Source organism: Mycobacterium sp. NPDC050853 (genome assembly GCF_040653875.1).
Classification (GTDB): domain Bacteria; phylum Actinomycetota; class Actinomycetes; order Mycobacteriales; family Mycobacteriaceae; genus Mycobacterium.
On the sequence record NZ_JBFAGW010000001.1, the window covers coordinates 1,657,742 to 1,683,835 of the forward strand.

The following is a 26,094-nucleotide window of genomic DNA, read 5'->3' on the forward strand; positions in this document are numbered from 1 at the left end:
ACAGTCGACACCCCTATACCGGCCAAGTGCCTGTGACCGGTGGCCACAGAACAACTTTCAAACGAACCACAGACAACGAACCTACCGCGTAGAGTCTCCGGACGTGTGGGGTTCAGTACTGGCACTCGTGGTACTGGTGGCTCTCAACCCGATACGTCTCGGTATCACCCTCCTCGTGATCTCGAGGCCACGGCCCGTGCAGAATCTGCTCGTCTACTGGGCGGGCTGTCTCATAGGTTGTATCCCCGCTGTGGTGGTTCCGTTGACGCTGCTGCATGTCACACCGATGGTCCGATCATTCGCCGAGGGGGTGGCGGACAGCCCCACCATTCGGCATATTCAACTCGGCATGGGTGTGCTGGCGCTATCGGTGGCAGCGCTGATAGCAGCACGCTCGCGGCGAGCGTCGAGCGCCAATGCTTTGACCGCGGAGCCAGATAAGCAGACACCGGACCCAATTACGCGACTGCTGGGTCACCCGGAAGGCACTGCGACCGAGGGCGGTTCCGTGTTCCGCCGGCTGCTGCGCCGGGCCACCAGCGCGTGGGAAAGCGGATCCCTATGGGTCGCGTTCCTGATCGGCTTGGCACTTGGCGGAATCGAACCCGATGCGGGTCTGTTCCTCATCGCCATCATCGTGACCTCAGGCGCCACACTCGGGACACAGATCACCGTCGCCATCGTATTCATCATCGGCGTACTGGCGATTGTCGAACTCACGTTGATCAGTTACCTGGTCGCGCCGACGAAAACCCAAGCGGTCGTGCAACTGCTACATGACTGGGCCTTGACTCACCGTCGAAAGATTCTGATAGCCATGTGCATAGTGGCTGGGATATCGCTTCTGATCCACGGCATCGGCGGCATCTAACTCTCAAAGCCCAGTTGTCTACACGAAACCCATTCGGGCACAAGGGTTCGCCAAATTGGCAATCGATGTTGCTGATGGCTTTGGTTCTGAATTCCCCCAAGAAAGCGCGGTCACATGGGTAGTGTTCCGGGCCGTGTGGGGTCTATTACTCGTGATGGCGATCATGTTCGCGGTCAATCCGGTACTACTTGCCATCATCGTCTTGATGATCTCGCGGCCTCGGCCGGTCCAGAACCTAGCGGCCTACTGGCTCGGCAGCATGATCGTGAGTCTTGCCGGTCTGCTGATACCGCTGATGGTGTTGCACATAGCGCCATCGTTTCGCTCTTTTGTGGAGGATTTGGCGACGCCGGGCAAGAGCCCCACTACTCGGTTCTTCAACCTCGGTATGGGCCTTCTCATGTTGTCAATCGCCGCGGTGATGGCAGTGCGCTCAGCCCGCCAACGGTCGCGCATACCGGTATCGGCCGGCAACACCGCTGCCCTGACGCAGGATTCGGATACCTCGAATCTCATAACATCGCCGTTTGGTAACCCGCAGGACGCGGCAGCAGAGGGCGGGTCTGTATTTCGGCGGCTGCTCCGCCACCTCCAAAATGCCTGGGAGAACGGGGCCCTGTGGGTCGCCTTCGTGTTCGGGCTCTGCGGGCTTCCGCCACCCATGTTGGTACTCTTCGTACTCACTCCCGTCGTGGCCTCGGGTACACCGATCGGCACACAGATCATCGCCGTCATCCTATTTGTCTTCGGGATGTTTGCGATTGTCGAGATCACCCTGGTCAGCTATCTGGCCGCGCCCGCGAAAACTCTTGCGGTACTAAGACCGCTGCACGACTGGGCGCTGGTTCACCGTCGGCAGATGCTGATCACTATCTTCTCAGTCGCCGGGCTCATTCAGGTAGTCAACGGCATTGCCTGAGTGGCCGGTCAGGCCCACGTCCCACGGCGCCCGTTGGCGGTCGCCATGATCTCGTAGATCAGCTTCATCATCGACGGCCGGGTACGCCGGCTGAGTTTGTGGAATCGCTGGTAATCCTCAAACATCGTGCGGAAACCGCGTTCGCTTATCCGATACGCCTCGAGAACGTGATCCAGTGCAGCTTGATCCCAGGACTCGTCGCGCGCGGCTGCGCACAGTGCCTCATAGACCACGGAAATCCAGTCAGTGCCGAAAGGCTCTGTCACTGGGCCGCAGTATCTCTGGCGCCGTAGATCTGTTTCGAGGAACTCCTCGATCGCCACCTCATCCTGGGTATCGAGGTTGACCCCGAGCGCTACTGAAATCCGCTTCACTTCGCGACGCCAGTCCTCAAGGAGGTTCGTGTACCCCACGAATACGCGCGGCACGTCGCGTGTGTCTGCCTCGGCCAGCAGATTGAATTTCAGCCACAGCGCACTCGAGAACTCCGACGAGGCTGCGGCCTGCGCCGCAACCGAGGCGATGACCTCGGTCGGGTGGCGCACCGCTATTGCAGTCGCCACATCGAATCCCGCCAAGCGTGCCGCTTCAAACCACATGCCGGACAGCAGATTTATTCGTGGGTCTTTGATGATCACCAGTGGCGCGGGCGGCAGCGTTGTCAGAAAGGCCCGGATCTCGTCGATGCACGCGGCCTTCTCGTCTGCGTCAAACGCACCTTCCTCTTGTAGACGCAATGTCGTATCAAACCTCGAGCTGCCGTTGCGATGAAGGATCCTCTCGTTGAGGATGATTGCTTTGCGTGGCTCCCAATAACCACGCGGATTGGCCGGGTTGGCGCCCGCGAGCGCCGACGGGAGGGCGCCACCGCACAGCGAGAGAACTCGGGTAATCGCCGAGGTTCCGGACCGGGCCATGCCCAATACGAACAGAACAACAGGGCGGCCCTGCTTATCCGAGGTCACGAGCACAACTTTGCACTCGATGTCACACACCGCGCAGGAGCGTCTTGCTGCACCATGAGATCCTCCAGCGATAGACCGGTCTGGTCCTGGCAGTACACCCGACCAGAACGAGTTGCGCGGCGTAATGGACTGTCGCACATTGAATCATGCGTGTGTAACACATGTGATGACATCGCGGTGATCGGCCTCTCAACCGGTTTGCCGAGAACGGCTGGCAACTACCACCGTCGGAGCCAGCCCTCGCCGGGTCCGGAATTCGACGGTGATGGCTGGATCGGCATGTTGAGCGAGTGCACGCAGCGCCGACGGGCTATAGGCGCGAAGGGAGCTGATAAACCCGTCGTGCTGCAGCGGCGAGAGCCTGGTGAGCGGCAGCACCACCGCCAACAACGCGATGTGGAGCGGCACCGGCGGCCTGGGGAGGTCGACGATCAACAGCTTCCTCGCCGCCCTCGTCCCCGCGGCGAACACCTGGGCGGCGAGTTCAGGCGAAAGATGGTGCAGCGACAGCGCAAATACCGCGAGGTCGTAATGCCCTTCCGGGGCATCGATTTCGGTGGCATCCATTTCTCGCACTGTTGCGCGCGGGTGACTGCCGAGATCGCCCGCGATCGCCGTGGCCACAAAAGTGGGATCGATATCGGTGATCGTCAGCTGCGCAGTGGGGTGCATCTCCAGTAACTTGCGTGACAACCCGCCAAGGCCGGCACCAAGTTCCAAGATCTTCGGAGAGCGCACATCGGCCACCTCGCGAAGCGCCAGCCGGGCACATTTTTCATGGACGCCGATCCATCGTCGCCGCCCGGCACGGTCGAGCGAGTACATGACCTTGCGCTTCAGCTCGTCGACGTCGTCGCGGTCCAGGTATTCCAGCCGATCGGTCTGCAACCTCCGGTCCAGCCACGAAGCGTTCGGGCCGCCCCGAGGCATGCTCGAAATGTCGCGGGCTCTGCTATCCACGTAGAACATCATGGATCATGGCGGTGCCGCTCGACACGACAGTCACAAAATCAAACACGGCGGTCACAATTCAAAGCAGCGAAACTGATTGTGGTGGCGCAGATCTGGGTCCACCCGTCAACCAGAACAGCATGCGGCCGCGGTGAGGAAGATTCCACCACGACATCTCCACCGAGCGGCTAGGCTCCCGACCTATTCGATCAATGTGGGCCCGACGGTGCTGGGCTGGACTCCTGGACTTCCTCGCTCGAGTCTTCCGCGGCACCGCGCCGACTCACCGGCCACTGAGCAACCGCAGCGTGACACCGTGAACGCGCGTAGAGAACGAAGGAGTCTGATCGGTGCCTGGGCAGATACGTCGTGTGCGCGAAACCCTGAACAAACGTCGCGCTTCGAAAGCTGCTGCGCAGCCGGATAACCGACTCGCCTTGGCGGATGAAGCACTAGTGGCTGAGCATCGCGCCGCCGGCATGAACGTGATCATTCAGGTTACGTGGCTATACGGGCACGATGTCGACCTCGATGCGCTGCGGCGCTTTCATCGCAATCTCGGTCAAGGTTTGTTGGGCCGGCGCATCGAGCGTCCAGCACTTCCGATCGCCCGGCATCGGTGGGTGGCAGATCATGGGCAATCGGATATCGAGATCGCTCAGCATGCCCGTCCACGGGTCGAGTTCAGCGACTGGGTCGATGAACGCTCACAGGTGCGTATCGACCCCGAATCCGGGCCCGGCTGGCATATCGGCGTCCTTCCCTTAAAAGACGGCACAACCGCGATCAGCCTGGTGCTTTCGCATAACCTGATCGACGGCCTCGGGCTCGCGCTCGTGATAGTGGAAGCGGCCCTGGGCAAGACACGCGATCTTGGTTACCCGTCACCGTTGTCACGCACTCGACTGCGCGCAGTGGGCCAGGACGCCCGGCAAACAGCGCGTGACGTACCCAAGGTCGCCCGGGCGCTTGTGACGGCAGTAAAACTGGCCCGGAAACAGGCGCGTGACAAGAGTGGGAACGAGCATTCACCGGCACCGCAACCACCCGCTCTCAACGCGGCCGTCGCCGATGACACTGTGCTCGTACCGGCCATCACAATCTATGTCGAGCTAGACAATTGGGATGCCCGTGCGGAAGCTCTTGGCGGCGCGAGTCATACGCTCGCTGCGGCCTTTGCCGCCAAGCTCGGGGAACGGATCGGGCGTCGACGCTCAGCTGACGGCGCAGTCACCTTGCAAATCCCCATCAGCGACCGCACAGAGGAAGACACCCGTGCGATGGCGCTGTCGTATGCCCGCGTCAGTATCGACCCCGCTTCGCTCACAACGGATCTGCGTGACGTTCGAGCCGCCGTCAAACAGACGCTGACCACCCTGAAGGAGACGTCGGACGATTCGAAGCAACTCCTGTGGCTGCCCTCGTTCGCGCCGAAGCGAACGCTGAAGCGGATGGTGACCAGAATCCCCGCCGACCCCGATCAGTCTGTGTTTTGTTCTTACCTCGGCGATCTCAGCACGTTCATCGGCTACCCAGCGGGCACCATGGCCGACTTCCAAAATGCACGTGCGACCGGGCAACGCGAAAGACGACAGTTGCTTGAACGAACCGGCGGTCGAATGTTCATACTGTCCGGGCGCCTCAACGGGAAGATCTTCATCAGCGTCGGCGCCTACCAACCGGGCGCGACCAATACGAAGGCCGCTTTATGTGAGCTGGCCGGGCTCACGCTGGCCGATTTCGGCCTGACCGGCGAGATCCACTGACCAATCGGACGCAGCCAAAGAGGCTCACGCCCAATCTGGTCAGAAGTTGTGACAGGTCTTGTAGGCCTGTTCCATTACTCCCAGATACGGCTGGAAGGCCGGGGCGTTCGCCACATCTTGGGCAGTCTGTGCCCGCTTGTCCGGCCCGGCCGCAAGGAACTCACGCAGGCCGCGTTGCAGTATCGGTGATTGAGCGAATGCCTTACCGAACTGCGGGTCTTGCGCATTGAGCGCAGCCACCACTTGCGGATAGCTGCATGTTGTGTTGATGGCCAAATCCAGATCGGGGTCCGCGGAGGCGATCCCGACACCGGCGCTCAGCGAAAACGCCAGTGCCCCAAGTCCGGCGGCCACGTCGACCATTGACGGACGAAACATATGCACAGATCCTTCCTACTAATACTTCTCAACCATTCCGACCCTAATGGGCCAAACTTGATGTCACCCGCGCTTTACCCGGTCCGCCATAAGTCAACTCCAACAAGAACTTAGGCATCTTGCGTAACCAGAAGACCAGGGGCCGCCGAATCCTGCGATCCGCCGGCAGGGCGTTGACGTACCTGCTGTGGCCACCAGAACCAGCGCCCCAGCAGCGCGGCGATCGCGGGAGTCATGAACGCGCGCACCACCAACGTGTCGAACAACAAACCGATACCGATGGTCGAACCCACCTGTCCGATGACGCGCAGGTCGCTGACCACCATCGACAACATGGTGAACGCGAAGACGAGACCCGCGGATGTCACCACCTTGCCGGTTCCGCCCATGGCCCGGATGATGCCGGTATTGATGCCGGCGCCTATCTCTTCTTTCATCCGTGACACCAGCAGCAGGTTGTAGTCGGAACCGACCGCCAGAAGAATAATCACGGACATCGCCAGCACGAGCCAGTGCAATTCCATACCGAGGATGTTCTGCCAGATGAGCACCGAGAGCCCAAATGCCGCACCCAACGAAAGTGCCACTGTCCCAACGATAACCAGCGCCGCGACGAAACTTCGCGTCATGATCAGCATGATCCCGAAAATGAGACAGAGCGCCGCAACGCCGGCAATCAAGAGATCGTAGGCAGACCCGTCGCGTAGGTCCTTGAATGTCGCCGCGGTCCCGGCAAGGTGAATCTTGGCGTTCTCCAGCGGCGTCACCTTGAGCGCCTCCTCGGCCGCCGACCGCACCGCATCCACCCGCGAAAGGCCCTCCGGCGTCCCGGGATCGCCTCGATACGTCAGGATCAGACGTACAGCCTTCCCGTCCGGTGAAAAGAACAAGGACATGGCGCGTTTGAAGCTCTCGTTCTCGAAAACCTCTGGCGGCAGGTAGAACGAGTCGTCGTTTTGGGCGCCGTCGTAGATCTTTCCCATCGAGGTGGCGTTGGCCGCCGTTTCGTCGATCAGCGCAAACATCCCCGACATGGTGCTGTGCATGGTCAGCATCATGGCGCGCATTGCCTTCATGGTCGTGATCATCGGCGGGAACAGGGCAATCAACTCCCGTTGAAGCCCGTCCATCTGCTCTACGCGCGCGAGGATCTGGTGCGTCTGATCGCTCAGCTGGTCGGTACCGTCAAGTGCCTGAAATATGGATCTGACCCCGAAGCACATCGGAATGGTTTCGCAGTGCTTCTCCCAATACAGGTAATTGCGAAGCGGTCTGAAGAAGTCGTCGAAGTCTGCAATGTAGTTCCGCAACCGATCAACGGTCGCCGTCAGTTCCCTGTTCATGACGACCGTCTCGTGGGTGATACCGGATATGTTGCGCATCAGATCGTAGGTGTGCTGCATTTGATTGATCATCTTCGCCATGCCGTCGGCCTGTTTCAGCATGTCTTCCATGCGGTCTTTCCCAAACGGCAGGATCTGGAGCATGCCGGCGCTCTGCAGGCTGATCTGGAACGGAATCGAAGTACGTTCGATCGGGCTGCCCTCGGGTCGAGTGATGCTCTGCACCATCGAAATACCCGGCACGGCGTAGAGGCCCTTGGCCAGTTTGTGCAGAACCACGAAGTCTGCGGGATTGCGCATATCGTGGTCCGCCTCGAGGATCAGAACGTCGGGCGTCATTCGCGACTCGGGAAAGTGCCGCTCAGCGGCCGCATAGCCCACATTGGCTGGAATGTCTTGGGGCACATACAGTCGATCGTCATAGCTGGTCTTGTATCCCGGAAGCGCCAACAGGCCGATAAGCACGACAGCGCATGCCGCGGCGAGGATGGGCACGGGCCACCGAACGATCGCCGTGCCAACCCAGCGCCATCGACGGACCATCATCTTCCGCTTAGGCTCGAACAGCTCAAAACGGCTGCCTAACGCAATAACCGCCGGAACCAGCGTGACAGCCACGGCAACCGCAACGACCATTCCCACCGCGGCGGGAATGCCCATGGTTTGAAAATAGGGCAGCCGGGTAAAACTTAGACAGAAAATTGCTCCCGCAATCGTCAGCCCGGAGGCCACGACCACCTTGGCGACGCTGCTATAGGTGGTATAGAACGCCGTTTCGCGATCCTCGCCGGCCTGACGCGCTTCGTGATATCGCCCGATGAAGAATATGCCGTAGTCCGTGCCGACGGCGATCCCGAGTGACACCAGCAGGTTGACCGCGAAGGTCGAAAGTCCAATGACACCATGGTCGCCCAGGAGCGCGACGATGCCCCGCGCCGCCTGCACTTGTACTCCCACCATGATCAGCAGAAGAATCACCGTGACAATCGAGCGGTATACAAAAAGCAACACCGTGAGTATCACCACGAACGTCACGAGCGTGATTTTGACAATAGATGTGTCGCCCGCGTGGTTCATATCCGCCACCAACGGCGCCGGGCCCGTGACATAGGCCTTGACCCCCGGCGGTGGTGGCGTCCGTTCCACGATTCCCCGGACGGCGTCCACGGATTTGTTCGCCAGGGCTTGGCCTTGGTTACCCGCAAGATTCAGCTGAACGTAGGCACTCATACCGTCGGCGCTCTGCACACCCGTCGCCGTGAGCGGGTCCCCCCAATAATCTTGGACGTGCTGCACATGCGTCGTATCGGCTCTCAACTGACGAATCAAATCGTCGTAGTAGAGGTGCGCGTCGTCACTGAGGGGTTGCTGACCTTCCAACACAATCATCGCCACGCTGTCGGAATCAGACTCCCCGAATACCTTGCCCATACGCTGCATCGCTTGAAACGACGGCGCCGCCTTGGGAACCAGCGACACCGAGCTTTCCCGCCCGACACGCTCCAGCGATGGGACGGCGAAGGTCACGACGGCGATGATCGCCAACCATCCAAGGATGATCGGTACCGACAGCCGACGGATCAACCCGGCTACGAATGGCCTGCGATTGGCCAACCGGTGGGTGCTCACGCGGCCCTCACCCGGCAGAAGGTAAACGCATTCATTACGGTTAGCGCTCTTCCTTCTGCAGAAGGAAACTCACCAACGGACGGGGGCCTGCCGGGCGACGTAATGCACTGGCAGGACGCTGGCGTACCTGCTGTGGCCACCAGAACCAGCGCCCCAGCAGCGCGGCGATCGCGGGAGTCATGAACGCGCGCACCACCAACGTGTCGAACAACAAACCGATACCGATGGTCGAACCCAGCTGCCCGATGGTGACGAGGTCGCTGACCACCATCGACAACATGGTGAACGCGAAGACGAGACCCGCGGATGTCACCACCTTGCCGGTTCCACCCATCGCCCGGATGATGCCGGTATTAATGCCGGCGCCTATCTCCTCTTTCATCCGTGACACCAGCAGCAGGTTGTAGTCGGAACCGACCGCCAAAAGAATGATCACGGACATCGCAAGCACCACCCAGTTCAACGGGATGCCGAGGATGTTCTGCCAGATGAGCACCGAGAGCCCAAACGCCGCACCCAACGAAAGTGCCACTGTCCCAACGATAACCAGCGCCGCAATGAAACTGCGCGTCATGACCAGCATGATCCCGAAAATGAGACAGAGCGCCGCGGTTGCCGCGATCAAGAGATCGTATTTGGAGCCGTCCACCACGTCTTTCACCGATGCTGCGGTGCCGGTGAGATAGATCGTGGCGTTGCGTAGCGGAGTGCCCTTGAGCGCTTCCGCGGCCGCGGTTTCAATCGGTTCTACCAGCGACATGCCCTCGGTGGTGGCGGGGTCGCCCCTTTGTGAAATCAACATACGGGCCGCCTTCCCGTCCGGTGACAGGAAGATGTCCATCATGCGTTTGAAGTCCTCGTTCTCGAAAACCTCTGGCGGCAGATAGAACGAGTCGTCGTTTTGGGCGGCATCGAAAGTCTTACCCATCGCGGTGGAGTTATTGGTCGACTGTTCCATCTGATCCAAGATTCCCGACATGGTGCTGTGCATGGACAGCATCATTTTCCGCGTGGATTCCATGGTCTCGATCATCACTGGAAATTGCTCGGCCATTTGCGGCAGGACTTCGTCCAGTCGATCGAGGTTTGCGACTAGATCGCCCAATCTATCGGAGACCTCGTCGACGCCGTCGAGTGTGTCGAAGACTGATCGAATCGCCTGACAAACCGGAATGTCGTAGCAGTGCTTCTCCCAGTAAAGATAATTTCGAATCGGCCTAATGAAGTCATCGAAATTCGACACATGATTCCGCAACTCGTTCATGATTTCTTGCAGCTCATGTGTTGTTCCGACCATGTCATGAGTTGTGCCCACCATCTGCTCCGTCAACGCTTGCATGCGCTTCATGACGGCTATCGTCTTCAGCATGTCGTCGGCCTGGACCAGCAGGTCGTCCATCCGATTCTTCTGGAACGGCATCAAATGCGATTGACTCGCGCTACTCATGCTGAGCATGAACGGGATCGTGGTGTGCTTAAGAGGCTCTCCACCGGGGCGAGTCACCGCTTGAACCCTGGAAACGCCCGGGACGGCTTGGACGCCCTTGGCTAGTTTGTTCAGCACCAGAAAATCGATCGGATTGCGCATATCGTGATCGGCCTCGATCAGCAGTACGTCCGGCGCCATCATCAACGATTGCGGAAAGTGTCGTGAAGCGGCCGCGTAGCCCACATTGGCGGGAATGTCCTGCGGGATGTACTTCTGGTCGTTATAGCTTGGTTGGTATGCGGGCAGCGTCAATATCCCGATAAGCGCCACTGCGCATGTCGCGACGAGAATCGGTGCGGGCCACCGAACGATTGCCGTGCCGATCTGACGCCATCGACGGACCATGACTTTCCGCTTGGGCTCAAACAGCCCAAAACGGCTACCTATGGCGATAACAGCCGGCACCAGAGTGATGGCCACCGCGACCGCGACGACCATACCGACGGCGGTGGCGACACCCAGAGTTTGATACACGGGCAGCCGGGTGAAGTGCAGACAGAGAACCGCGCCGGCAATCGTCAAGCCGGAACCCAAGACCACTTTCGCAACACTGCGAAAGGTGGTGTAGAAGGCGGTTTCCCGATCCTCGCCGGCCTGACGCGCCTCCTGATATCGCCCGGTAAAGAATATGCCGTAATCGGTTCCGGCCGCGATGGCAAGCGCCACCAGCAGATTGACGACAAACGTGGTAACTCCGATAAGCCCGAGACCACCAAGTAAGGCCACGAATCCTCGGGCGACCGTCAACTCGATTCCGACGACCACCAGCATGAGAATGACGGAAATGACCGATCGATAGACCAAGAGCAACATAGTGAAGATGACCAGGAAGCTCAGCCCTGTGACCAGGAGGACCGTTCTGTTGCCGGCAGGGCCCAAATCTGCAGCGAACGCTGCCGGGCCAGTGACATAGGCCTTGACCCCCGGCGGCGATGGCGTCCGCGCCACGATGCCCCGGACGGCTTCCACGGATTGGTTCGCCGACGCCCCCTCTCGGGGATCGACAAGGGCCACTTGTACATACGTGGCCTTACCGTCGACACTTTGCGCAGCGGCCTGGGTGATCGCGTCGCCCCAAAAATCCTGGACGTGCTGCACGTGCGTGGTATCGGCCTTCAGCTGGCGAATCAAATCGTCGTAATAGCGGTGCGAGTCGTCGCCCAGGGACTGCTGCCCCTCCAGGACGATCATCGCCACAAAGCTGGAATTAGATTCGCCGAACACCTCGCCCATGCGCTGCATCGCCTGGAACGACGGCGCCGCCGCGGGATTCATCGCAACCGCGTGCTCTTTTTCGACCTGCTCAAGCGACGGAACGCTGATACTCAAAATTACGGCGATTGCCAACCAGCCAAGGATGATCGGCACCGACAGCCGACGGATCATCCGCGCTACGAACGGCGGGCGGCTTTGTACCTGCAACGGCTCCGTGCGAGGTTCGACGGCAGTGCTCATGCGGCCTTCAACATGCAAAAGGTCAATGCGCTTACACCGTGCCGGATCTTCTCGTCTTTGACCTTATCGCCGACGACGATGCGGCATCCGATGCTGTCGGTGTCGCCCTGCGCGGTGATGTTTCCCATGGCCGTCGCCTCGGTGATCGGGAACTCCACCGACCACGGCAGCGTCGCGTCCCTGATGAGCTGCGGCTCAGCGTCGGCGTCGAAATAGCTGATGGTTGCCACCGTGCCCGGCGGACCGAACACTTCATAGACCAGGTACTTGGGGTCGTGCGGCCGCTTCTCCTCACGTTCGGTGCTGGCGTACGCGGGGCGACGCTCGTTGCCGAAGACACCGTGCAACCGCGACACGGTGAATCCGCCTGCAACTGCTACCACCACAAGCACCAACGGAATCCACAGCCGCTTCAAAATCCTGAAAATCGCAAGTCCCTCCGACTGTATGCGTGCCCGGCAGCATGTCAGCTGCACAAACATGCGTCTCCAGATCGGATGTGAACACAACAGATAACCGAACTTCGAATGCGATTGCACTCCAGGCTCGGTCGTGCGAAGCACCGCCTACGTACGGCACGCCACGTTGCGCGCGACCCGATTCCGACGAGTAAATCATGCTGGTGCGTCACGAACGACACAAACCGAGATCTTGGCCGGAAACGCCTCAATGCCTTGATGATTAGGCCGACGGCCACCTTGATTTGGTAATGGACTGCTCGTCCAGAAATCTATCCCCCGGACCTGCCTCGCACCGTATCTGGTTACAGCCAAACCCCATTCGGCTTCCGGGGAGCAGGGCCGCTTCTCGCTTCTTCGCCACCATCGTCAGCCATATCGCCCACAGCACATCACGCGAGCCCTCCCGCTATTGCGAAATATCCAGTGCTCTTGTGTATCTCGTGATCGTTCTACTCATTGGCAGGGCGTGGACGGATACGCTGTGCCGCTAGCAGCCGCCCCGGCTAGTCCCGGGAGTGCGCGGCTTCTGGGTCCATTTCCGTTTGTATCCAACGGAATCCGGACTGGCTCCGTTCCATGAACCGGCGCTCGTAGGTGCCCTCGACCCTCTTGCCGTCGACCTCCCCGGTGAGTACCAGCTGATCGGGAGACGGCTGCCGCACATTCAGTATCTGCTGTGGAGGATCGGACTCGCGCTTGCGCAACTCCAACCGGTCGCCGTCAATTTTGAGCGTCCACGACGAGGTGCGACCGTCGGGCGTCTGGGAGACGAACGTCATCACACTGAACTCCGCCACCTTGTCACGGTGGGAAATGGCCACGTTGGGCCAAGGTGCGGGTTCAACCTGGTTCAGCGTTGCCTCACGCCCATCGATGGTGAATGACGTTGCATGCCATACACCATCGAGGCTGGAAGTGGGTGTCTTGTACGTCGAGGACACCACAAGGCTCTGAAAGGCAATGAGCACCGTCATCACCGATGCCAACCCGAATTTGAGCACGATGCCTGTCTTTAGCAGCCACCGTCGGTCCGCACCGAGCACCCGCCAAAGCTGCGCTGGTTGCGTCCCGCGGTTGAACGCCACCCGCACAAGGTTTGGCCACAGCGGTGCGGTGACGGCAATTGCGATCAAGAAAAGCTCGCCGGACACCTGCTTGACCGGCACGTCGTAAGTCATGTTGAGCAGGAACACCTGCCCCATCGCGAATACCGAACCCAACGCCCCCAACACCCACGTGCGGTTCCACAGCAGCAGCAGCCCTGAGACCAATTCCACGAGCCCGGTAGCGATCGAGTACGGCTCCGAGGCCCCCATGAATCCCCACAGCGTGTTGAATAGGCTTGTATCACCGACCAATTGAAGTTGCCGGTCGGGCAGTGCCATGAATCCCATCTGTGTGGGGATGGCTTTGGCCATCCCGTACGTAATCATCGACATGGCCAGACCGAACCGCGCGAAGACCCATAGCGAGGCGGCCAGGCGACGGTAGTTCGGGCGGTGGCGGTCCAGCGCCGTCCACAGTGCGGTGATCAGCAGGGCCACCACAATCCATCCCAGGTGGTAGCACCACATCCACACCAGGTCACCGCCGGCGGACACGGTCAATTCGATGCCGCGCCCACGGATGAGGAAACTCCCGATCTGAGCCGACAGCCAGAGCACCGGCTCGAACAGATCGGACAGCCCGAGGTTGCCGTAGACGGAGAGCACCAGGATGCCGCCGCCGATGGTGAAGAGCAGGCGGAATCCGAGCTTCTGCAGTGGAGTCCACCGAGCTGTCGGCTCGGGTCCCTCGTCTTCAGCAGTGCTGGATAGTTCGGGCGCGGCGATCGTCATGTCAACGAGCGTAGCGATTCGGCGGCTGCCTCCGCCTCCGGGAAAACCCTGACTCACATCCTGATTCGTGGATTACGAATCCCCGAGAGCGCTCCGCATCCAACGCAGAACACTCGGCATCGCCCATCCGGCCGCGATCAGATGCTCACCGGGCACAGGCAGGTAGTCCACCGTCGCTCCCTTGGACCGCCAGCTGGCGGCGAGCTCGAGAACACCCTCCTCCGGAATGAACTGATCGCCGAGGAATTTGTCCTTGGTGCCGTGGTACAGCAGGATCGGCATGGTAGGTGCCGTGGCGCCAGGTTTATTCGCGGCAATCACATCCTGGGCGATCTCCGATTCGAAGGGCTCCGGAATGGCCGCCAACACATCCAAGTCGATTCGTGCAATCCCGGCGGCCGCCAGAGGCGGCTGCGGCAGATCCTTGATCAGGGTCGTCACATAGAACGCGAAATCGTCGAAGAGTTCCACCATACTCGGGTACTCGCGCGCTTGCCCGATCGTCGCCGCGGCGAACAGCCCAGATCCCAAGGCGCCATTCATTCTTCGATACAACAGGGCGTAATCCGTTGGTGTTCCTCCCGCTACCGCTCCGCGGAAACGAAGCTCCGGCGCATATGCCGGCTGCTCCTGTGCGGCCCACACGGTCGCAATGGCGCCGCCGCTGTACCCATCCATAACCATGGGGGATTCGACGAGATCCGCGCTTATTCTTCGCATCCCGCGCACCGAGTCCAGAACCGCGTGTGCGGCCATGATGCCCGCCGAGTACGCCATCCGCGGCCCCTCGTGATCGGGTATCAGCACCGCATAGTTTTTGGCCAGCAGTAATGGCAACAGCGGGGGCACGTCGACATACAAGCCCCGTTCGATGCGGTAGGACGGTGCGGCCTTGAGGCCTAGCGAGTTGATCGGCTGGTTGCGCACCACCACCGGTCGCGCACCCGCGCCTCGCCAGGGACGGTTCGGCTCGATGAGGGTGGCCGTCACGGGCACAGCATTTCCCGCGGTGTCGGTGGAGCGAACCATGAACCGGTGGATCGTGGCACCCGGAATCGGAACACGCGGCCGCACATACTGCTTGCGGACAATTTCCCCGTTGGCGCGGTCGGAGAGATCGCCCGGATCGGAGTAGAAGCCGGGTCCCGGGATCGGGGTGGGGAGAATGGCCGCATGGCGATCGGCACGCTGCGCAGCAGTCAGCCTGCGCGCCGCCCAGCTGTTGAGCCGCCGCACCACCGAGGGACTGCGCAAAGCGGTCGCGGTGCCGGCGATCCCTGCCACCGCCGCTCCCACCCCAGCCAATGCGGTACCACCGAGAACAGCTACGGGCTTCGTTGCCATGCGCTACCTCCTGCGTCCAGGACAGCGTAGACAATTCGCCTTCACAACAGATGTAGTGGGAAAGTCGACCAGACTGGTGCGAGGGCGCCGCTAGACGCCGACGTACTCCGCGAGGTGCTCCCCGGTCAGGGTTGACTGCTCGGCGACGAGATCCCTCGGTGTGCCCTCGAAGACGATCCGGCCACCATCGTGCCCGGCACCGGGGCCCAGATCGATGATCCAGTCGGCGTGCGCCATGACAGCCTGGTGGTGCTCGATAACGACCACAGACTTCCCGGAATCCACCAGGCCGTCCAACAGGCCGAGAAGCTGTTCGACATCGGCGAGGTGCAAGCCGGTGGTGGGCTCATCAAGAACGTAGATACCACCATCGGAGCCCATATGGGTGGCGAGTTTGAGGCGCTGCCGTTCGCCGCCGGAAAGCGTCGTGAGGGGCTGCCCCAGGCTGAGGTACCCCAGGCCGACATCGTTCAGATGGGTGAGGATCTTATGAGCAGCGGGAACTTTCGCATTGCTGTCCGAGGAGGCATCGCCGAAGAAAGCCTGGGCGTCGGCGACCGACATCGCCAGCACCTGACTGATATCGCGTCCACCCAAGTGATAGTCCAACACGGCGGCATCGAACCTCTTGCCTTCGCACACATCACATGTCGTGGCGATACCTGCCATCATCCCCAGGTCGGTGTAAATGACACCCGCACCATTGCAGTTGGGGCAAGCCCCCTCCGAATTCGCGCTGAACAGCGCCGGCTTGACTCCATTGACCTTGGCGAATGCCTTGCGGATCGGTTCCAGAAGACCGGTGTAGGTGGCCGGGTTGCTGCGACGTGAACCGCGTATCGGGGCCTGATCCACGGCGACCACTCCGTCGAGCTTGGACACCGAACCGTTGATCAGAGAGCTCTTACCGGAGCCTGCGACCCCAGTGATGACCACCAGCACACCGAGGGGAATGTCGACGTCGACCTTCTGCAGGTTATGAGTGTTCGCGCCGCGAATCTCCAAGGAGGAATCCGACTCTCGCACCGAGTCTTTCAGCGCGGCACGGTCGTCAAGATGACGCCCGGTCACGGTATCGCTGGACCGCAGCTCCGCTACGGTGCCCTCGAAGCAAACAGTCCCGCCCGCGGCGCCCGCACCGGGTCCCAGATCCACGACATGGTCGGCGATCTGAATGGCCTCCGGTTTGTGCTCCACCACCAGGACGGTGTTGCCCTTGTCGCGCAGTTGCAGCAGCAGATTGTTCATCCGCTGAATGTCATGAGGATGCAGGCCGATTGTTGGTTCGTCGAATACGTACGTGATATCGGTGAGCGATGAGCCGAGATGGCGGATCATCTTGGTGCGCTGCGCCTCTCCCCCGGATAGCGTCCCGGCGGGTCGATCGAGGGAGAGGTATCCAAGACCGATTTCCACGAACGAGTCGAGAGAATGCCTCAGCTTGTCCAATAGCGGGGCGGTCGAAGGCTCCTTGAGCCCTCCCACCCACTCGGCCAGATCGCTGATCTGCATCGCGCAGACCTCGGCGATGTTCTTGCCCTTGATCTTCGAGGACCTGGCCAGCTCCGACAACCGGGTCCCATGGCAAGCCGGACAGGTGGTGAAGGTGGCTATCCGCTCCACGAAGGCGCGGATATGTGGCTGCATGCCGTCGATGTCCTTGGACAGATACGACTTCTGGATCTGTGGGATCAGGCCGAGATACGTCAGGTTAACCCCGTCGACCTTGAGCTTGGTCGCCTCCCTGTAGAGCAGGTCATGCAGTTCCTTCTTGGTGTACTTGCGAATCGGCTTGTCGGCATCGAGGAATCCGCAGCCGCGGTAGATGCGCCCGTACCACCCATCCATGCTGTAGCCGGGCACGGTGAGAGCGCCCTCGTTGAGCGACTTGTTCTCGTCATAGAGCGCGGTGAGGTCGATATCGTTGACGGAACCCCTGCCCTCGCATCGCGGGCACATGCCGCCGGTGATGCTGAACTCGCGACGTTCCTTCGTGGACTGTGACCCACGCTGAACGGTGACCGCTCCCGCGCCGCTTATCGACGCGACGTTGAACGAAAAGGCTTGAGCTGAACCGATATGCGGTTTGCCGAGTCGGCTGAAAAGGATGCGCAGCATTGCGTTGGCGTCGGTGGCCGTGCCAACCGTGGACCGCGGATCGGCCCCCATGCGCTCCTGGTCGACGATGATCGCCGTTGTCAGCCCGTCGAGCACGTCGACATCCGGCCGCGCCAGCGATGGCATGAATCCCTGTACGAAGGCGCTGTACGTCTCGTTGATCAGGCGCTGGGATTCTGCGGCGACCGTGCCGAACACCAAAGAGCTTTTACCCGAGCCGGATACGCCGGTGAACACCGTGAGTCTGCGTTTCGGCAGCTCGACGCTGACGTCCTTGAGGTTGTTGACCCGGGCACCGTGCACCCGGATCAGGTCATGGTTGTCAGCCGGATGATTCTGGGTAACTTTGGCGCTCTTGGCCATTCAGGACAGCTCCTGGATCCGGACGGTGCAGCCGGCGGGGTCACGGAAGGCACAGTCTCGTGAACCCCATTGCTGATCGGTGGGCTCCTGCATGACCTCGGCGCCGGTGGCCCGCACACGCTCGAAGAGTCCGTCGAGGTCGTCGGTGGCCAGCATGATGCTGGCGTAGGTGCCCTTGGCCATCATCTCGGTGATCGTCTGGCGCTCTTCGTCGGTGATACCCGGGTCGGCGGCGGGCGGTGTGAGCACGATGTTCATATCGGGACGTCCGGCCGGTCCCACGGTGATCCACCGCATCCCCTCGTACCCGACATCGTTGCGGACCTCGAATCCGAGGGCGTCGCGATAGAACGCCAGGGAGGCCTCGGGGTCGGTGTGTGGAAGGAAGCTCGCATTGATCGTGATGTCCATGACGGTCACGCTAGCCGCCGCCCGGAAGGGGATGCTTCTTGATTCCTGATCGGTCTGGTGACTCGCTTGGCGACACAGGAGGGCATGCCCACGATGTGCTCCGCGGTTCGTTCCTTGTAGACACTGGGCGGCACACCCACCAGTTCGGAGAACCGGGTGCTGAAGGTGCCGAGTGATGAGCAGCCGACCGCGAAACAGACCTCGGTGACGCTCAGGTCGCCGCGGCGCAGCAGCATCATGGCCCGCTCGATACGTCGTGTCATCAAGTAGGAGTACGGCGACTCTCCATAGGCGCTCTTGAACTGCCGGCTCAGGTGGCCCGCCGACATATGCGCATCGCGTGCCAACGCTTCGACGTTCAGCGGCTGCGCGTACTCGCGGTCGATCCGGTCGCGCACCCGGCGTAGCCGCGCGAGGTCATGCAGACGCTGCTCCCCGCCTGCACCGGTCACAGGCGGGATTCTATCGGCTAGATCATCCCCAGCAGGCTGATGTCGGCGGCGTACTTGAGGATCAGGTCCTTGGTGACATGCGGGATCTCGCCTGCGTCACCAACCTTGGCCGTCCGCACCGCACCGCTGAATTCGGCGGTCGGCAGGGCAGATCCGTCGATCGCCGGCTGCGGCCTCTCGTACATCTTGAGCAGCGGCAACACGGACTGCTGTCGCTGCTGCTCCGGCAGACTCTTGAGCGCCGTCTCAAATCGGGCGAGCCACTGACCGTAATCGTCGATCCGCACGATTTTGTACCCGGCCTCGATCAGCCAGTCCACGAAGGTGTCCAGTGAGACACCGTCATGGTGCGGGTTGAACACGTCGAAGCTGCGGTAGCCGTCCGTCACCTTCACGCCGCCGATCGCGGTGATCGACGCGGCGGTGAAATCGCCTGGCACACCGTCATAATGGGCCCGTTGGCGGTTGCCGTCGGCATCCAGTTCGTAGAAGCTGGCCGGTGCGACACCGGTGAGCAGCAGGCTCTGGATGGTGCGGGTGAACACGTCGGTGACGTTGAGCTGGCCGTGGTAGTCACTGTGCGCCAGGATCATGTCGGAGCGGAACACCCGGACGGGCAGACCGGCCAGATCGTGGGCCTCCCGCAGCAGCACTTCGCCTGCCCACTTGGAGTTGCCGTACCCGTTGGCGTAGCCGTCGTTGATCTCGCGTTCGGCCGACATCAGGCGAACGTCGGAATCCTCCTGGAATTCGGTTACCGGGATCTGGTCGGCGATGCCCACCGTCGACAGGTAGGTGACCGGCTTGAGCCGTTCGGATAGCGCCAGCTTGATGATCTCGGCGGTACCTGCCACGTTCGGACCGAACAGCTGGCTGTACGGCAGGACGTGGTTCACCAACGCACCGGAGTGCACGATCAGATCCACATCACTGGCGAGCTTTTGCCAAACATCTTGTGTCAGACCAAGATCCGAATCACCAAAGTCACCGGCGATAACCTCGAGGCCCTGGTCTGCCAGCTGACGGTAGTGCGCCGACAGATCCGGGTCACCCGATTCGTAGACCGCATCCAGCCGAGCCCGAGCGGCGTCGACGTCGGTGCCGCGAATGAGCGCGTACACCTTTCCGCCCTTGGGGACCAGCCGTTCGAGCCAGTCGAGCACCAGCCAGCGTCCGAGCCAACCGTTGCCGCCGGTTACCAGCACGGTCTTCACATCGCTGGTCGCGGGCGCAATGTCCTTGGCCGCCTTCAATAACGACTCGTCGAGGAACTTGTCGAGGGTGAGCTCGGCGGCGTTGATGACGGTCGCGTTCTTGCCGTGCACCGTAACGAATGTCGGCTGGGTGGCGTCACCGGCCAGTTGGGCCTCGATATGCCGGGCGATCGCGGCGAGATCGTTCGCGACGCTGTTGATCACGCCGACCGGAACGTCCACCTCGAAGATATCGCGCAACAGCTCCGAGTACGACAGCGCCGACAGCGAGTCACCACCCAGATCGATGAATCGCACATCGGGGGCCAGATCAGTGGCGGAGGCACCCAATAGGGCCGCCGCGGCGTCGGTCACCGTATCCAGTACCGGCCGGCCGGCCGCCTCCCGGGCGAGTTCACGCAACCGCTCGTTCTGGCTTTCGGCCAGGTCGGCGTACAGCGCCTCCAGCCGTTCGCCGTAGTGCTCTTTCAACTTGGGGCGCAGCAGCTTGCGCGCGTCCGAGAGCAAGCCCGACTCAACGGTGAACGGTTCAGTCTCGACGATGAAGTTCCTGGGGATTTCGTAGGACTGCAGTTCGGCGTCCTTGGCGACCTGCTGCAGGGAGTCCTGGATCAGCGGCTTGAGCGCATCGGGCGAATCCACATACCGTTCAAGGGCTTCCGGTGTGGGCACCACGACCGCCAGCAGGAACGAACGCTCGCTGTTGCCATACACAAAGATCTGCCGAACCAGCGGGCTGCCGGTGTAGGCGGCTTCCAGTTTGGACACCGCGACGAACTCACCCTGGGCGAGCTTGAGGACGTTCTTGACGCGGTCGAGGTACTTGAGGTGGTCGGCTCCCAGCTCGGCGACCACATCGCCGGTCATGTAATAGCCGTCCTCGTCGAAGACATCGGCAGTGGTTTCAGGGCGCTTGTAATAGCCGGGGAACATGGTCTCCGACTTGATGCGCAGCTCACCCCGAGGATGCGGGGAATCCGTTGTGAAGTAACCGAGTTCGGGAACATTCACAAGCTTGTACTCGGTGACGGGCGGACGCGACAAGATGCCGTCGCGCCACACCGCCCCGGCTTCGGTGGAACCGTAGCCGTCGAGCATCGCCACCTGCAGCAGCGATTCCATGAAGTCGTTCATCTCGGGAGACAGAGGTGCAGAACCGGATCCGGCGCTGAGCACACGCCCACCGAAATCCTCCTCACGGATGCGCACCTTGATCTGCTCGGCGATATCCGCGTTGCTCTCACCGGGGGCAAGCGAGCGATCCAGCTCGGCCTGGTAGCGCTGAAAGACCATCTCCACCACACGAGGTACGAACAGCACCTCCGTGGGACGGATGAGTGCGATGTCCTCGAAGAACGTCGACAAGTCACTGGAGGCGATGTAATACGCCGTGCCGCCGCCGGAGAGCGTGCCCATCAGCGTGAGGCGGCCTGCCAGGTGGCTCATCGGCATGAAGTTGACGCCCACGGACGGAATCACCGCGGTGGTGAGCCACTTCTTCTGCCACAGGTTGGCGACCATCCACTGCGGGTACATCGCGCCCTTGGGGGTGCCGGTGCTGCCGGAGGTGTAGATGAGCAGGCGCAGCGCATCGGGGTCCACGCTGGGCTGTGGGGCCGCGGGGAGCTCGCGTCCGCGTGCGATGGCCTCGCCGAGGAGCTCGATGGTGATGGCCCGACCGGCATCATCGAGCCGAGTGCGCGCCGCACGCAACGCCTCGCGATGGCTGTCCACCTCGGGGTGGTAGTCGAAGACCGACAGCAGCCGCACCGACGGCGACGCAAGCACGGATTCCACCGTCGCATCGAGGTACTCGACACTGGCCGCGAACACCGTGGGCTGCGTCTCCTCCAAGATCGCGTTGCGCTGCTGCACCGATGCGCCGGTCTGCAACGGCACCGACACCGTCCCGAGGCGTAGTCCCGCGACATCCAACGAGGCGAAGTCCGTGCTCGTGAAGCCGAGCTGAGCGACAAAGTCACCGTCACGAATTCCCTGGTCGTACCACGCGGCGGCGATGGCCTCGGCGCGATTCCACAGCTCGCGATAGGAGGTGGTGGTGTACTCGGGCTTCAGCACAACGGAGGTCGCGCCGTTGTCATCGGTGACAAATTCGATGGCTCGCTGCCCAAGCGCCGGGCGTTCCCCGTAGCCCTCCAGTAGTCGCCGGATCACCTCGACGAGCGGCAAGCCGGGTTCATTGACCGCCTCGGCAATCCCGTCATCGGGCAACAGCGCCTGCAGTTGCGGGTCGTTGGACACGACCTCCGCGACGCGGCGCTCGAGTGCCTGATCTTCCCTGAGATCAGGGCTGGTCGTTGCGGCTGGTGTGGAAATCGTTTGTGTCATGCCAGATACCTCGGGATCGGTCCGCGTTGCTTTGAACGGGCGATTACGCCCACAGTAGAAAAGTACATACCTATGCTAACTATTCCCTGTGGGTGGCGGTGCGGCCCTCCTACCGAGTGGACATTCATGCTGGTCTAGGCCGGAGAAGTCCCGCACAAACGTCATCTCGGCGTGAGGAGCGTCACTGTCGCAATGCGTGCGGAGCATGTTTACGCACTGCCGCCAGCAGCTGTTGTCGCGAGGGATTCACCAACGGATGCCCCGCGACGCTGACGGTCGGCACCGTCTCATTGCCGTCGGCAACGGAACGCACGTACGCGGCAGCCTCGGGCGATTCCCAGATGTTCACCTCGGTGTAGCGCAGCCGAGTGAAGCGCAGCTGCGTCCGCAGCTTGATGCAGAAGGGGCAACCCGGCCGCCAGTACACGACGACCTCGTCAGAGGCCGGGAAGGGCTTCGTCATGATCCATGTCTACACGGGCTTCCCCGCAGTAACGCCCGGCTTAAGTGTGTAGATGCCCTCGATGGCGATGACGACGGCGCAGCGCGGGTACTTCAGTCCCCGCTCCTCCGCGAAGGCAACGGCATCATCGAATGCCGGCCCCGAATCGTGGATGCGGGCAGAACCGACGAACCGGTACCCGTCCAGCGCATCGCGGTCGATCACGGCAACGGAAACCTTTGATCCGGCAAGGATATTGGCCAGTGTCTGCCCGCCGGTGTTCTCATTGAAGATCAGAGACCGTTCATCGCGCACCCGCAGCGAGCGTTTGGGCCCGATGTTGGGGGTCGTGCCGTCGGTCACCGTCGCCAGGACCGCCAGTTGGGAACCGAGCATCCGCTTCATCTCATCGGTGAGCGTGGGCATTGTGAACGCGACCTCCTGGAATGGTTGTACTGAAACAAGATTCGGTATAGGTGGTGGCGGCGTGCAGGCCCGGGCGGTATCGAGTAGCCAACTCGTAGCACCGACCGGAGCCGCACGCATCAGCACCGAGAGCAGATGCAACAGACCCTCGGAAACCGTGAGCCGGCGCTGGCTGGTCCGCAGGATGTGAGCCGCGGAAACCTTGTCGCCCAGGGCGATCGCTTGAGCAATCGCAACTGTCTCGCACCATGACGCATTCATGCTGTCCTGGTCCAGCGAAGAATTTCGGCTCACCGAACTATATTATTCGTTTCTCCTAACCACGTCTAGTGCTCGCACTCGAGGCGGCACCCGGCTCCGGTCGCGTCTTTCCCGCGGTGTGGTCGCCCCCCACACCCCGAATAATTCGCCCGCCGCGATGGCATACCTGCTGCATGGCTCCCGTACCGGGCAGTGCCGACAGATCTGTTTGGCTCGAGCCTCCCGCAGGGTCCGAGCCCTCCCCCGCTCGTGATCCGGTGAGAAGAACAGATCGGTCGGCATGCCGCGGCAACGCGCCCACTCAAGCCACTTCATATCGCTACCCGATGATGGTCTGGGCGATCTTCACGGCGACAAGTACTACCGCCAGCAGCAGATACCCGCGCAGCGCAACCATTCCCGCCGTCCGCAGCGGTGACCAGGCAGGGCGGCCCAGCGTGTCGAGCGCCGGGGTGCGCCAGGAGTCACGCTCCTGGCGCAGGAGATCGCGCCGCAATGCGCGGTCCTGCGGGAGCGAGTCCAGATCCTGAACCTCGTCGGGGTCCAGGCCGCCGAATTGCGCGGCCGTCTGTACGGCAGCCCGACGATCGGTCCACTTCTTCCCGACGACGACCGCAAGCCCGCCCAGGACGCCGACACCTGCGCCTGCGGCGAAGAATGCCTTGAGTTGTCCGGTCGTCAGGTCAGGGAAGAAGGTCGCCGCGGTGAGTGACAGCGAGAGCAGCACCAGCGCCCAGACAATGACCCCCGCAAAAAGGTTCTGGCGCATGGAGTTAACCCACGGGCCGAGCACCGCCTTGTCGTTGCACAGCAGTACCAGAAACACCGTCGCCGAGGGCAACAGCACGCCGGCTAGCGCCTGTACGCCCTGTGTGAGGACACCCAGCACCGGGTCCGGGCTGAACGACACCGCCGCGGCGATGCCCAGCAGCAGCCCGTACCCGAGGTAGAACGCAGGCGCCTCGTTTATCTTCCAGTGCAGCGAGTGGCGCTTGCCGAACGTATCGCCCAAGGCGTACGTGGTGGCCAGCCCGACGGCGTTGGCACCGATGAGCGAGGCATCAAGCAACAGCACGGCGAACAAGGCACCCACCGCGGGGCTCACATGATCATGCAGCAGCCGTGCCACCGCACCGGCGTCGGTGAAATTGCCGACCGCGTCGGTGCCCGCCAGTCCGAATGCGGCCGCCGCCATGATGCAGATGGCACCCGCCATCACCAGGACGATGCCGACGGCGAGATCGATTCGCTCATAACGGATCCAGCGTGGTGTCAGCCGCTTGTCGACGATATTGGACTGCTGGAAGAACAGCTGCCATGGCGCGACAGTGGTACCCACGATCGCGACGACGAGCAGCAGTAGTTCGGCGTTCAGACCGCCCGGGAATGACGGCACGAAACCGGACGCCGTGGTGGTAAGGGACGGGTGCACCAGGATCGCCATCGGAATCATGACGATGTTGATCGCGATGAGCGCGAACAGGAACCGCTCCCATCGCCGGAACGAACCCCCGGCGATCACCGCGAACAGCAACACCGCCGCCAGCGGTACGGAGATTACCCGGGGCAACCCGAAGTAGCTCAATGCCATTGCCACCCCGATGAATTCGGTGACGATTGTCAGGGCGTTGACGACGAACAGGTCCCCGACACTGAAGGCACCCCAGAACCGCCCGAACCGGGCGAAGATGAGGCGAGCGTGCCCGACTCCGGCGACCGCGCCCAGCCGGACCACCATCTCCTGGTTGACGTACAGCACCGGGATGAGCAGCACCAGCGTCCATAGCAGGGCCATGCCGTAGTTCTGGCCCGCTTGGGCATAGGTCGCGACTCCACCGGCATCGTTATCGCCGACCATCACGATGAGACCGGGGCCGAGTACTGCCAACAACATCCGGAAGCGCTGCCACCGACCGCGGCCATCCGTCGTCTCGTGCTGGCCGATTGTGCCCAACGCACCGACGATGTCGCCGATATGCGCACTGTCCATGACGGCCCCCGCTGTCTGGGAGGCCGGGCCGTTGGTGGAACTCCCGATGGGCTGGGCCCCCGCGGGTCGATGGTTTCGGCGAGGTACGCCGTTGAAGAATGCCATTGCAGTTGCCGCCCTTCAGGGGTTTGTCCGCTGCGCAGGGGATTCCGGGCACGCCAAAGTAAGCCTGGCGCATATGTTTTCGCGTCAGGTCAGGCGTGAACGGTGTCGCAGCGGAAGGCTGGGAACATGTAAACGTGCTGGATTACTCCAGGTTTTCGATCCGGGCTGGAATACGGACTATCGCCGGACTTCATCTCGTCCCCTCACCTCCTTGCTGCCAGGGCGGCCATGCCGCATCGGTCGTCATATCAGCGCAGGCCAGGCGGCACTCGAACGGGAGGACAGGCGCCCGACATCGGACGACCCAATCACCTCTCTCGTCAGAGCTTCGGCACTGCACGACGTAATCCCTGGTGGGAAGCCACTTCGGGTCACCCCTTAGGCCGGGGAGACCTGTCCTAACCCTGGGCGTCTCTCGACGTCGTCGGATCAGTGGCCTGTGTTCGTGCAGGAGCCTCACCTAGCGAGGTGCTGAACATCGGTACTGTATGCCTGAGAAACGGTGCGCGTCAACGCAACACCGATTCTTCACAGCGGCTTGACAGCATCCGCGG

19 protein-coding genes and 1 riboswitch are annotated in these 26,094 nt (G+C 61.7%); of the genes, 3 read left to right on the top strand and 16 right to left on the bottom strand.

What is annotated here, in order from left to right; translation table 11 throughout:
• Positions 1-103 precede the first annotated feature (103 nt).
• Positions 104-871 carry a GAP family protein gene (locus AB0H22_RS08060; RefSeq protein ID WP_180749442.1) on the top strand — a complete coding sequence of 256 codons (768 nt, stop codon included), beginning with the start codon at positions 104-106 and terminating at the stop codon, positions 869-871.
• A 133-nt stretch (positions 872-1,004) separates the two neighbouring features.
• Entirely contained in the window at positions 1,005-1,790 is a 786-nt protein-coding gene (locus AB0H22_RS08065) for a GAP family protein (RefSeq protein WP_358145897.1), read from the top strand.
• 8 nt (positions 1,791-1,798) lie between these two features.
• Here the strand turns inward: AB0H22_RS08065 and AB0H22_RS08070 are convergent, their stop codons facing one another.
• Together AB0H22_RS08070 and AB0H22_RS08075 are read right to left on the bottom strand one after the other, a co-directional pair.
• Positions 1,799-2,755 carry a sulfotransferase family protein gene (locus tag AB0H22_RS08070; RefSeq protein WP_180749444.1) on the bottom strand — a complete coding sequence of 319 codons (957 nt, stop codon included), beginning with the start codon at positions 2,753-2,755 and terminating at the stop codon, positions 1,799-1,801.
• A 189-nt stretch (positions 2,756-2,944) separates the two neighbouring features.
• A complete protein-coding gene (locus AB0H22_RS08075; RefSeq protein WP_180749800.1) occupies positions 2,945-3,724 on the bottom strand; it encodes a methyltransferase domain-containing protein in 780 nt (259 codons plus the stop codon).
• A gap of 332 nt (positions 3,725-4,056) precedes the next feature.
• Here AB0H22_RS08075 and AB0H22_RS08080 point away from each other — a divergent pair, with 332 nt between their 5' ends.
• On the top strand, positions 4,057-5,472 hold the full coding sequence (locus AB0H22_RS08080; protein WP_358145899.1) for a hypothetical protein: 1,416 nt from the start codon (positions 4,057-4,059) through the stop codon (positions 5,470-5,472).
• Between the two features lie 39 nt (positions 5,473-5,511).
• Here the strand turns inward: AB0H22_RS08080 and AB0H22_RS08085 are convergent, their stop codons facing one another.
• The 14 genes from AB0H22_RS08085 to AB0H22_RS08150 form a co-directional block, all read right to left on the bottom strand.
• Positions 5,512-5,850, bottom strand: coding sequence for a hemophore-related protein (locus tag AB0H22_RS08085; protein WP_358145901.1), 339 nt, complete (start codon positions 5,848-5,850; stop codon positions 5,512-5,514).
• Between the two features lie 110 nt (positions 5,851-5,960).
• The gene (locus tag AB0H22_RS08090) at positions 5,961-8,822 is read right to left on the bottom strand and encodes an RND family transporter (RefSeq protein ID WP_358145903.1); all 2,862 of its coding nucleotides are present in this window, start codon (positions 8,820-8,822) and stop codon (positions 5,961-5,963) included.
• 40 nt (positions 8,823-8,862) lie between these two features.
• Positions 8,863-11,766, bottom strand: a complete 2,904-nt coding sequence (locus AB0H22_RS08095; RefSeq protein ID WP_180749448.1) for an RND family transporter — start codon at positions 11,764-11,766, stop codon at positions 8,863-8,865.
• Entirely contained in the window at positions 11,763-12,173 is a 411-nt protein-coding gene (locus AB0H22_RS08100) for an MmpS family transport accessory protein (protein ID WP_180749801.1), read from the bottom strand. Before AB0H22_RS08100 ends, AB0H22_RS08095 begins: the two co-directional genes overlap by 4 nt.
• Before the next feature lie 557 nt (positions 12,174-12,730).
• The gene (locus AB0H22_RS08105; protein WP_358145905.1) at positions 12,731-14,065 is read right to left on the bottom strand and encodes a hypothetical protein; all 1,335 of its coding nucleotides are present in this window, start codon (positions 14,063-14,065) and stop codon (positions 12,731-12,733) included.
• 72 nt (positions 14,066-14,137) lie between these two features.
• Positions 14,138-15,409 carry a lipase family protein gene (locus AB0H22_RS08110; RefSeq protein WP_358145908.1) on the bottom strand — a complete coding sequence of 424 codons (1,272 nt, stop codon included), beginning with the start codon at positions 15,407-15,409 and terminating at the stop codon, positions 14,138-14,140.
• 90 nt (positions 15,410-15,499) lie between these two features.
• Positions 15,500-17,890, bottom strand: a complete 2,391-nt coding sequence (locus AB0H22_RS08115; RefSeq protein WP_358145910.1) for an excinuclease ABC subunit UvrA — start codon at positions 17,888-17,890, stop codon at positions 15,500-15,502.
• Complete coding sequence (locus AB0H22_RS08120) at positions 17,891-18,301, bottom strand: VOC family protein (RefSeq protein WP_180749452.1); 411 nt, start codon at positions 18,299-18,301, stop codon at positions 17,891-17,893.
• A 5-nt stretch (positions 18,302-18,306) separates the two neighbouring features.
• A complete protein-coding gene (locus AB0H22_RS08125) occupies positions 18,307-18,753 on the bottom strand; it encodes a helix-turn-helix transcriptional regulator (RefSeq protein WP_180749453.1) in 447 nt (148 codons plus the stop codon).
• Positions 18,754-18,770: 17 nt separating this feature from the next.
• Positions 18,771-22,316 carry a carboxylic acid reductase gene (gene car, locus AB0H22_RS08130; protein ID WP_358145914.1) on the bottom strand — a complete coding sequence of 1,182 codons (3,546 nt, stop codon included), beginning with the start codon at positions 22,314-22,316 and terminating at the stop codon, positions 18,771-18,773.
• 181 nt (positions 22,317-22,497) lie between these two features.
• Positions 22,498-22,779, bottom strand: coding sequence for a glutaredoxin domain-containing protein (locus tag AB0H22_RS08135; protein WP_180749455.1), 282 nt, complete (start codon positions 22,777-22,779; stop codon positions 22,498-22,500).
• A 9-nt stretch (positions 22,780-22,788) separates the two neighbouring features.
• Complete coding sequence (locus AB0H22_RS08140; protein ID WP_180749802.1) at positions 22,789-23,184, bottom strand: pyridoxamine 5'-phosphate oxidase family protein; 396 nt, start codon at positions 23,182-23,184, stop codon at positions 22,789-22,791.
• 303 nt (positions 23,185-23,487) lie between these two features.
• A complete protein-coding gene (locus tag AB0H22_RS08145; RefSeq protein WP_358145916.1) occupies positions 23,488-23,760 on the bottom strand; it encodes a WhiB family transcriptional regulator in 273 nt (90 codons plus the stop codon).
• A gap of 4 nt (positions 23,761-23,764) precedes the next feature.
• Positions 23,765-25,435: an NRAMP family divalent metal transporter gene (locus tag AB0H22_RS08150; RefSeq protein WP_180749803.1), complete on the bottom strand. Its 1,671-nt coding sequence runs from the start codon at positions 25,433-25,435 to the stop codon at positions 23,765-23,767.
• A gap of 410 nt (positions 25,436-25,845) precedes the next feature.
• Positions 25,846-26,015: riboswitch (M-box (ykoK) riboswitch) on the bottom strand.
• Positions 26,016-26,094: the final 79 nt, after the last annotated feature.

Bases quoted from the DNA above. Each gene is read 5' to 3' on its own strand.
- AB0H22_RS08110 (WP_358145908.1), bottom strand. From the start codon at position 15,409: ATGGCAACGAAGCCCGTAGCTGTTCTCGGTGGTACCGCATTGGCTGGG.
- AB0H22_RS08075 (WP_180749800.1), bottom strand. From the start codon at position 3,724: ATGTTCTACGTGGATAGCAGAGCCCGCGACATTTCGAGCATGCCTCGG.
- AB0H22_RS08145 (WP_358145916.1), bottom strand. From the start codon at position 23,760: ATGAAGTGGCTTGAGTGGGCGCGTTGCCGCGGCATGCCGACCGATCTG.
- AB0H22_RS08135 (WP_180749455.1), bottom strand. From the start codon at position 22,779: ATGACGAAGCCCTTCCCGGCCTCTGACGAGGTCGTCGTGTACTGGCGG.
- AB0H22_RS08115 (WP_358145910.1), bottom strand. From the start codon at position 17,890: ATGGCCAAGAGCGCCAAAGTTACCCAGAATCATCCGGCTGACAACCAT.
- AB0H22_RS08150 (WP_180749803.1), bottom strand. From the start codon at position 25,435: ATGGACAGTGCGCATATCGGCGACATCGTCGGTGCGTTGGGCACAATC.
- car (WP_358145914.1), bottom strand. From the start codon at position 22,316: ATGACACAAACGATTTCCACACCAGCCGCAACGACCAGCCCTGATCTC.
- AB0H22_RS08085 (WP_358145901.1), bottom strand. From the start codon at position 5,850: ATGTTTCGTCCGTCAATGGTCGACGTGGCCGCCGGACTTGGGGCACTG.
- AB0H22_RS08105 (WP_358145905.1), bottom strand. From the start codon at position 14,065: ATGACGATCGCCGCGCCCGAACTATCCAGCACTGCTGAAGACGAGGGA.
- AB0H22_RS08120 (WP_180749452.1), bottom strand. From the start codon at position 18,301: ATGGACATCACGATCAATGCGAGCTTCCTTCCACACACCGACCCCGAG.
- AB0H22_RS08140 (WP_180749802.1), bottom strand. From the start codon at position 23,184: ATGCCCACGCTCACCGATGAGATGAAGCGGATGCTCGGTTCCCAACTG.
- AB0H22_RS08095 (WP_180749448.1), bottom strand. From the start codon at position 11,766: ATGAGCACTGCCGTCGAACCTCGCACGGAGCCGTTGCAGGTACAAAGC.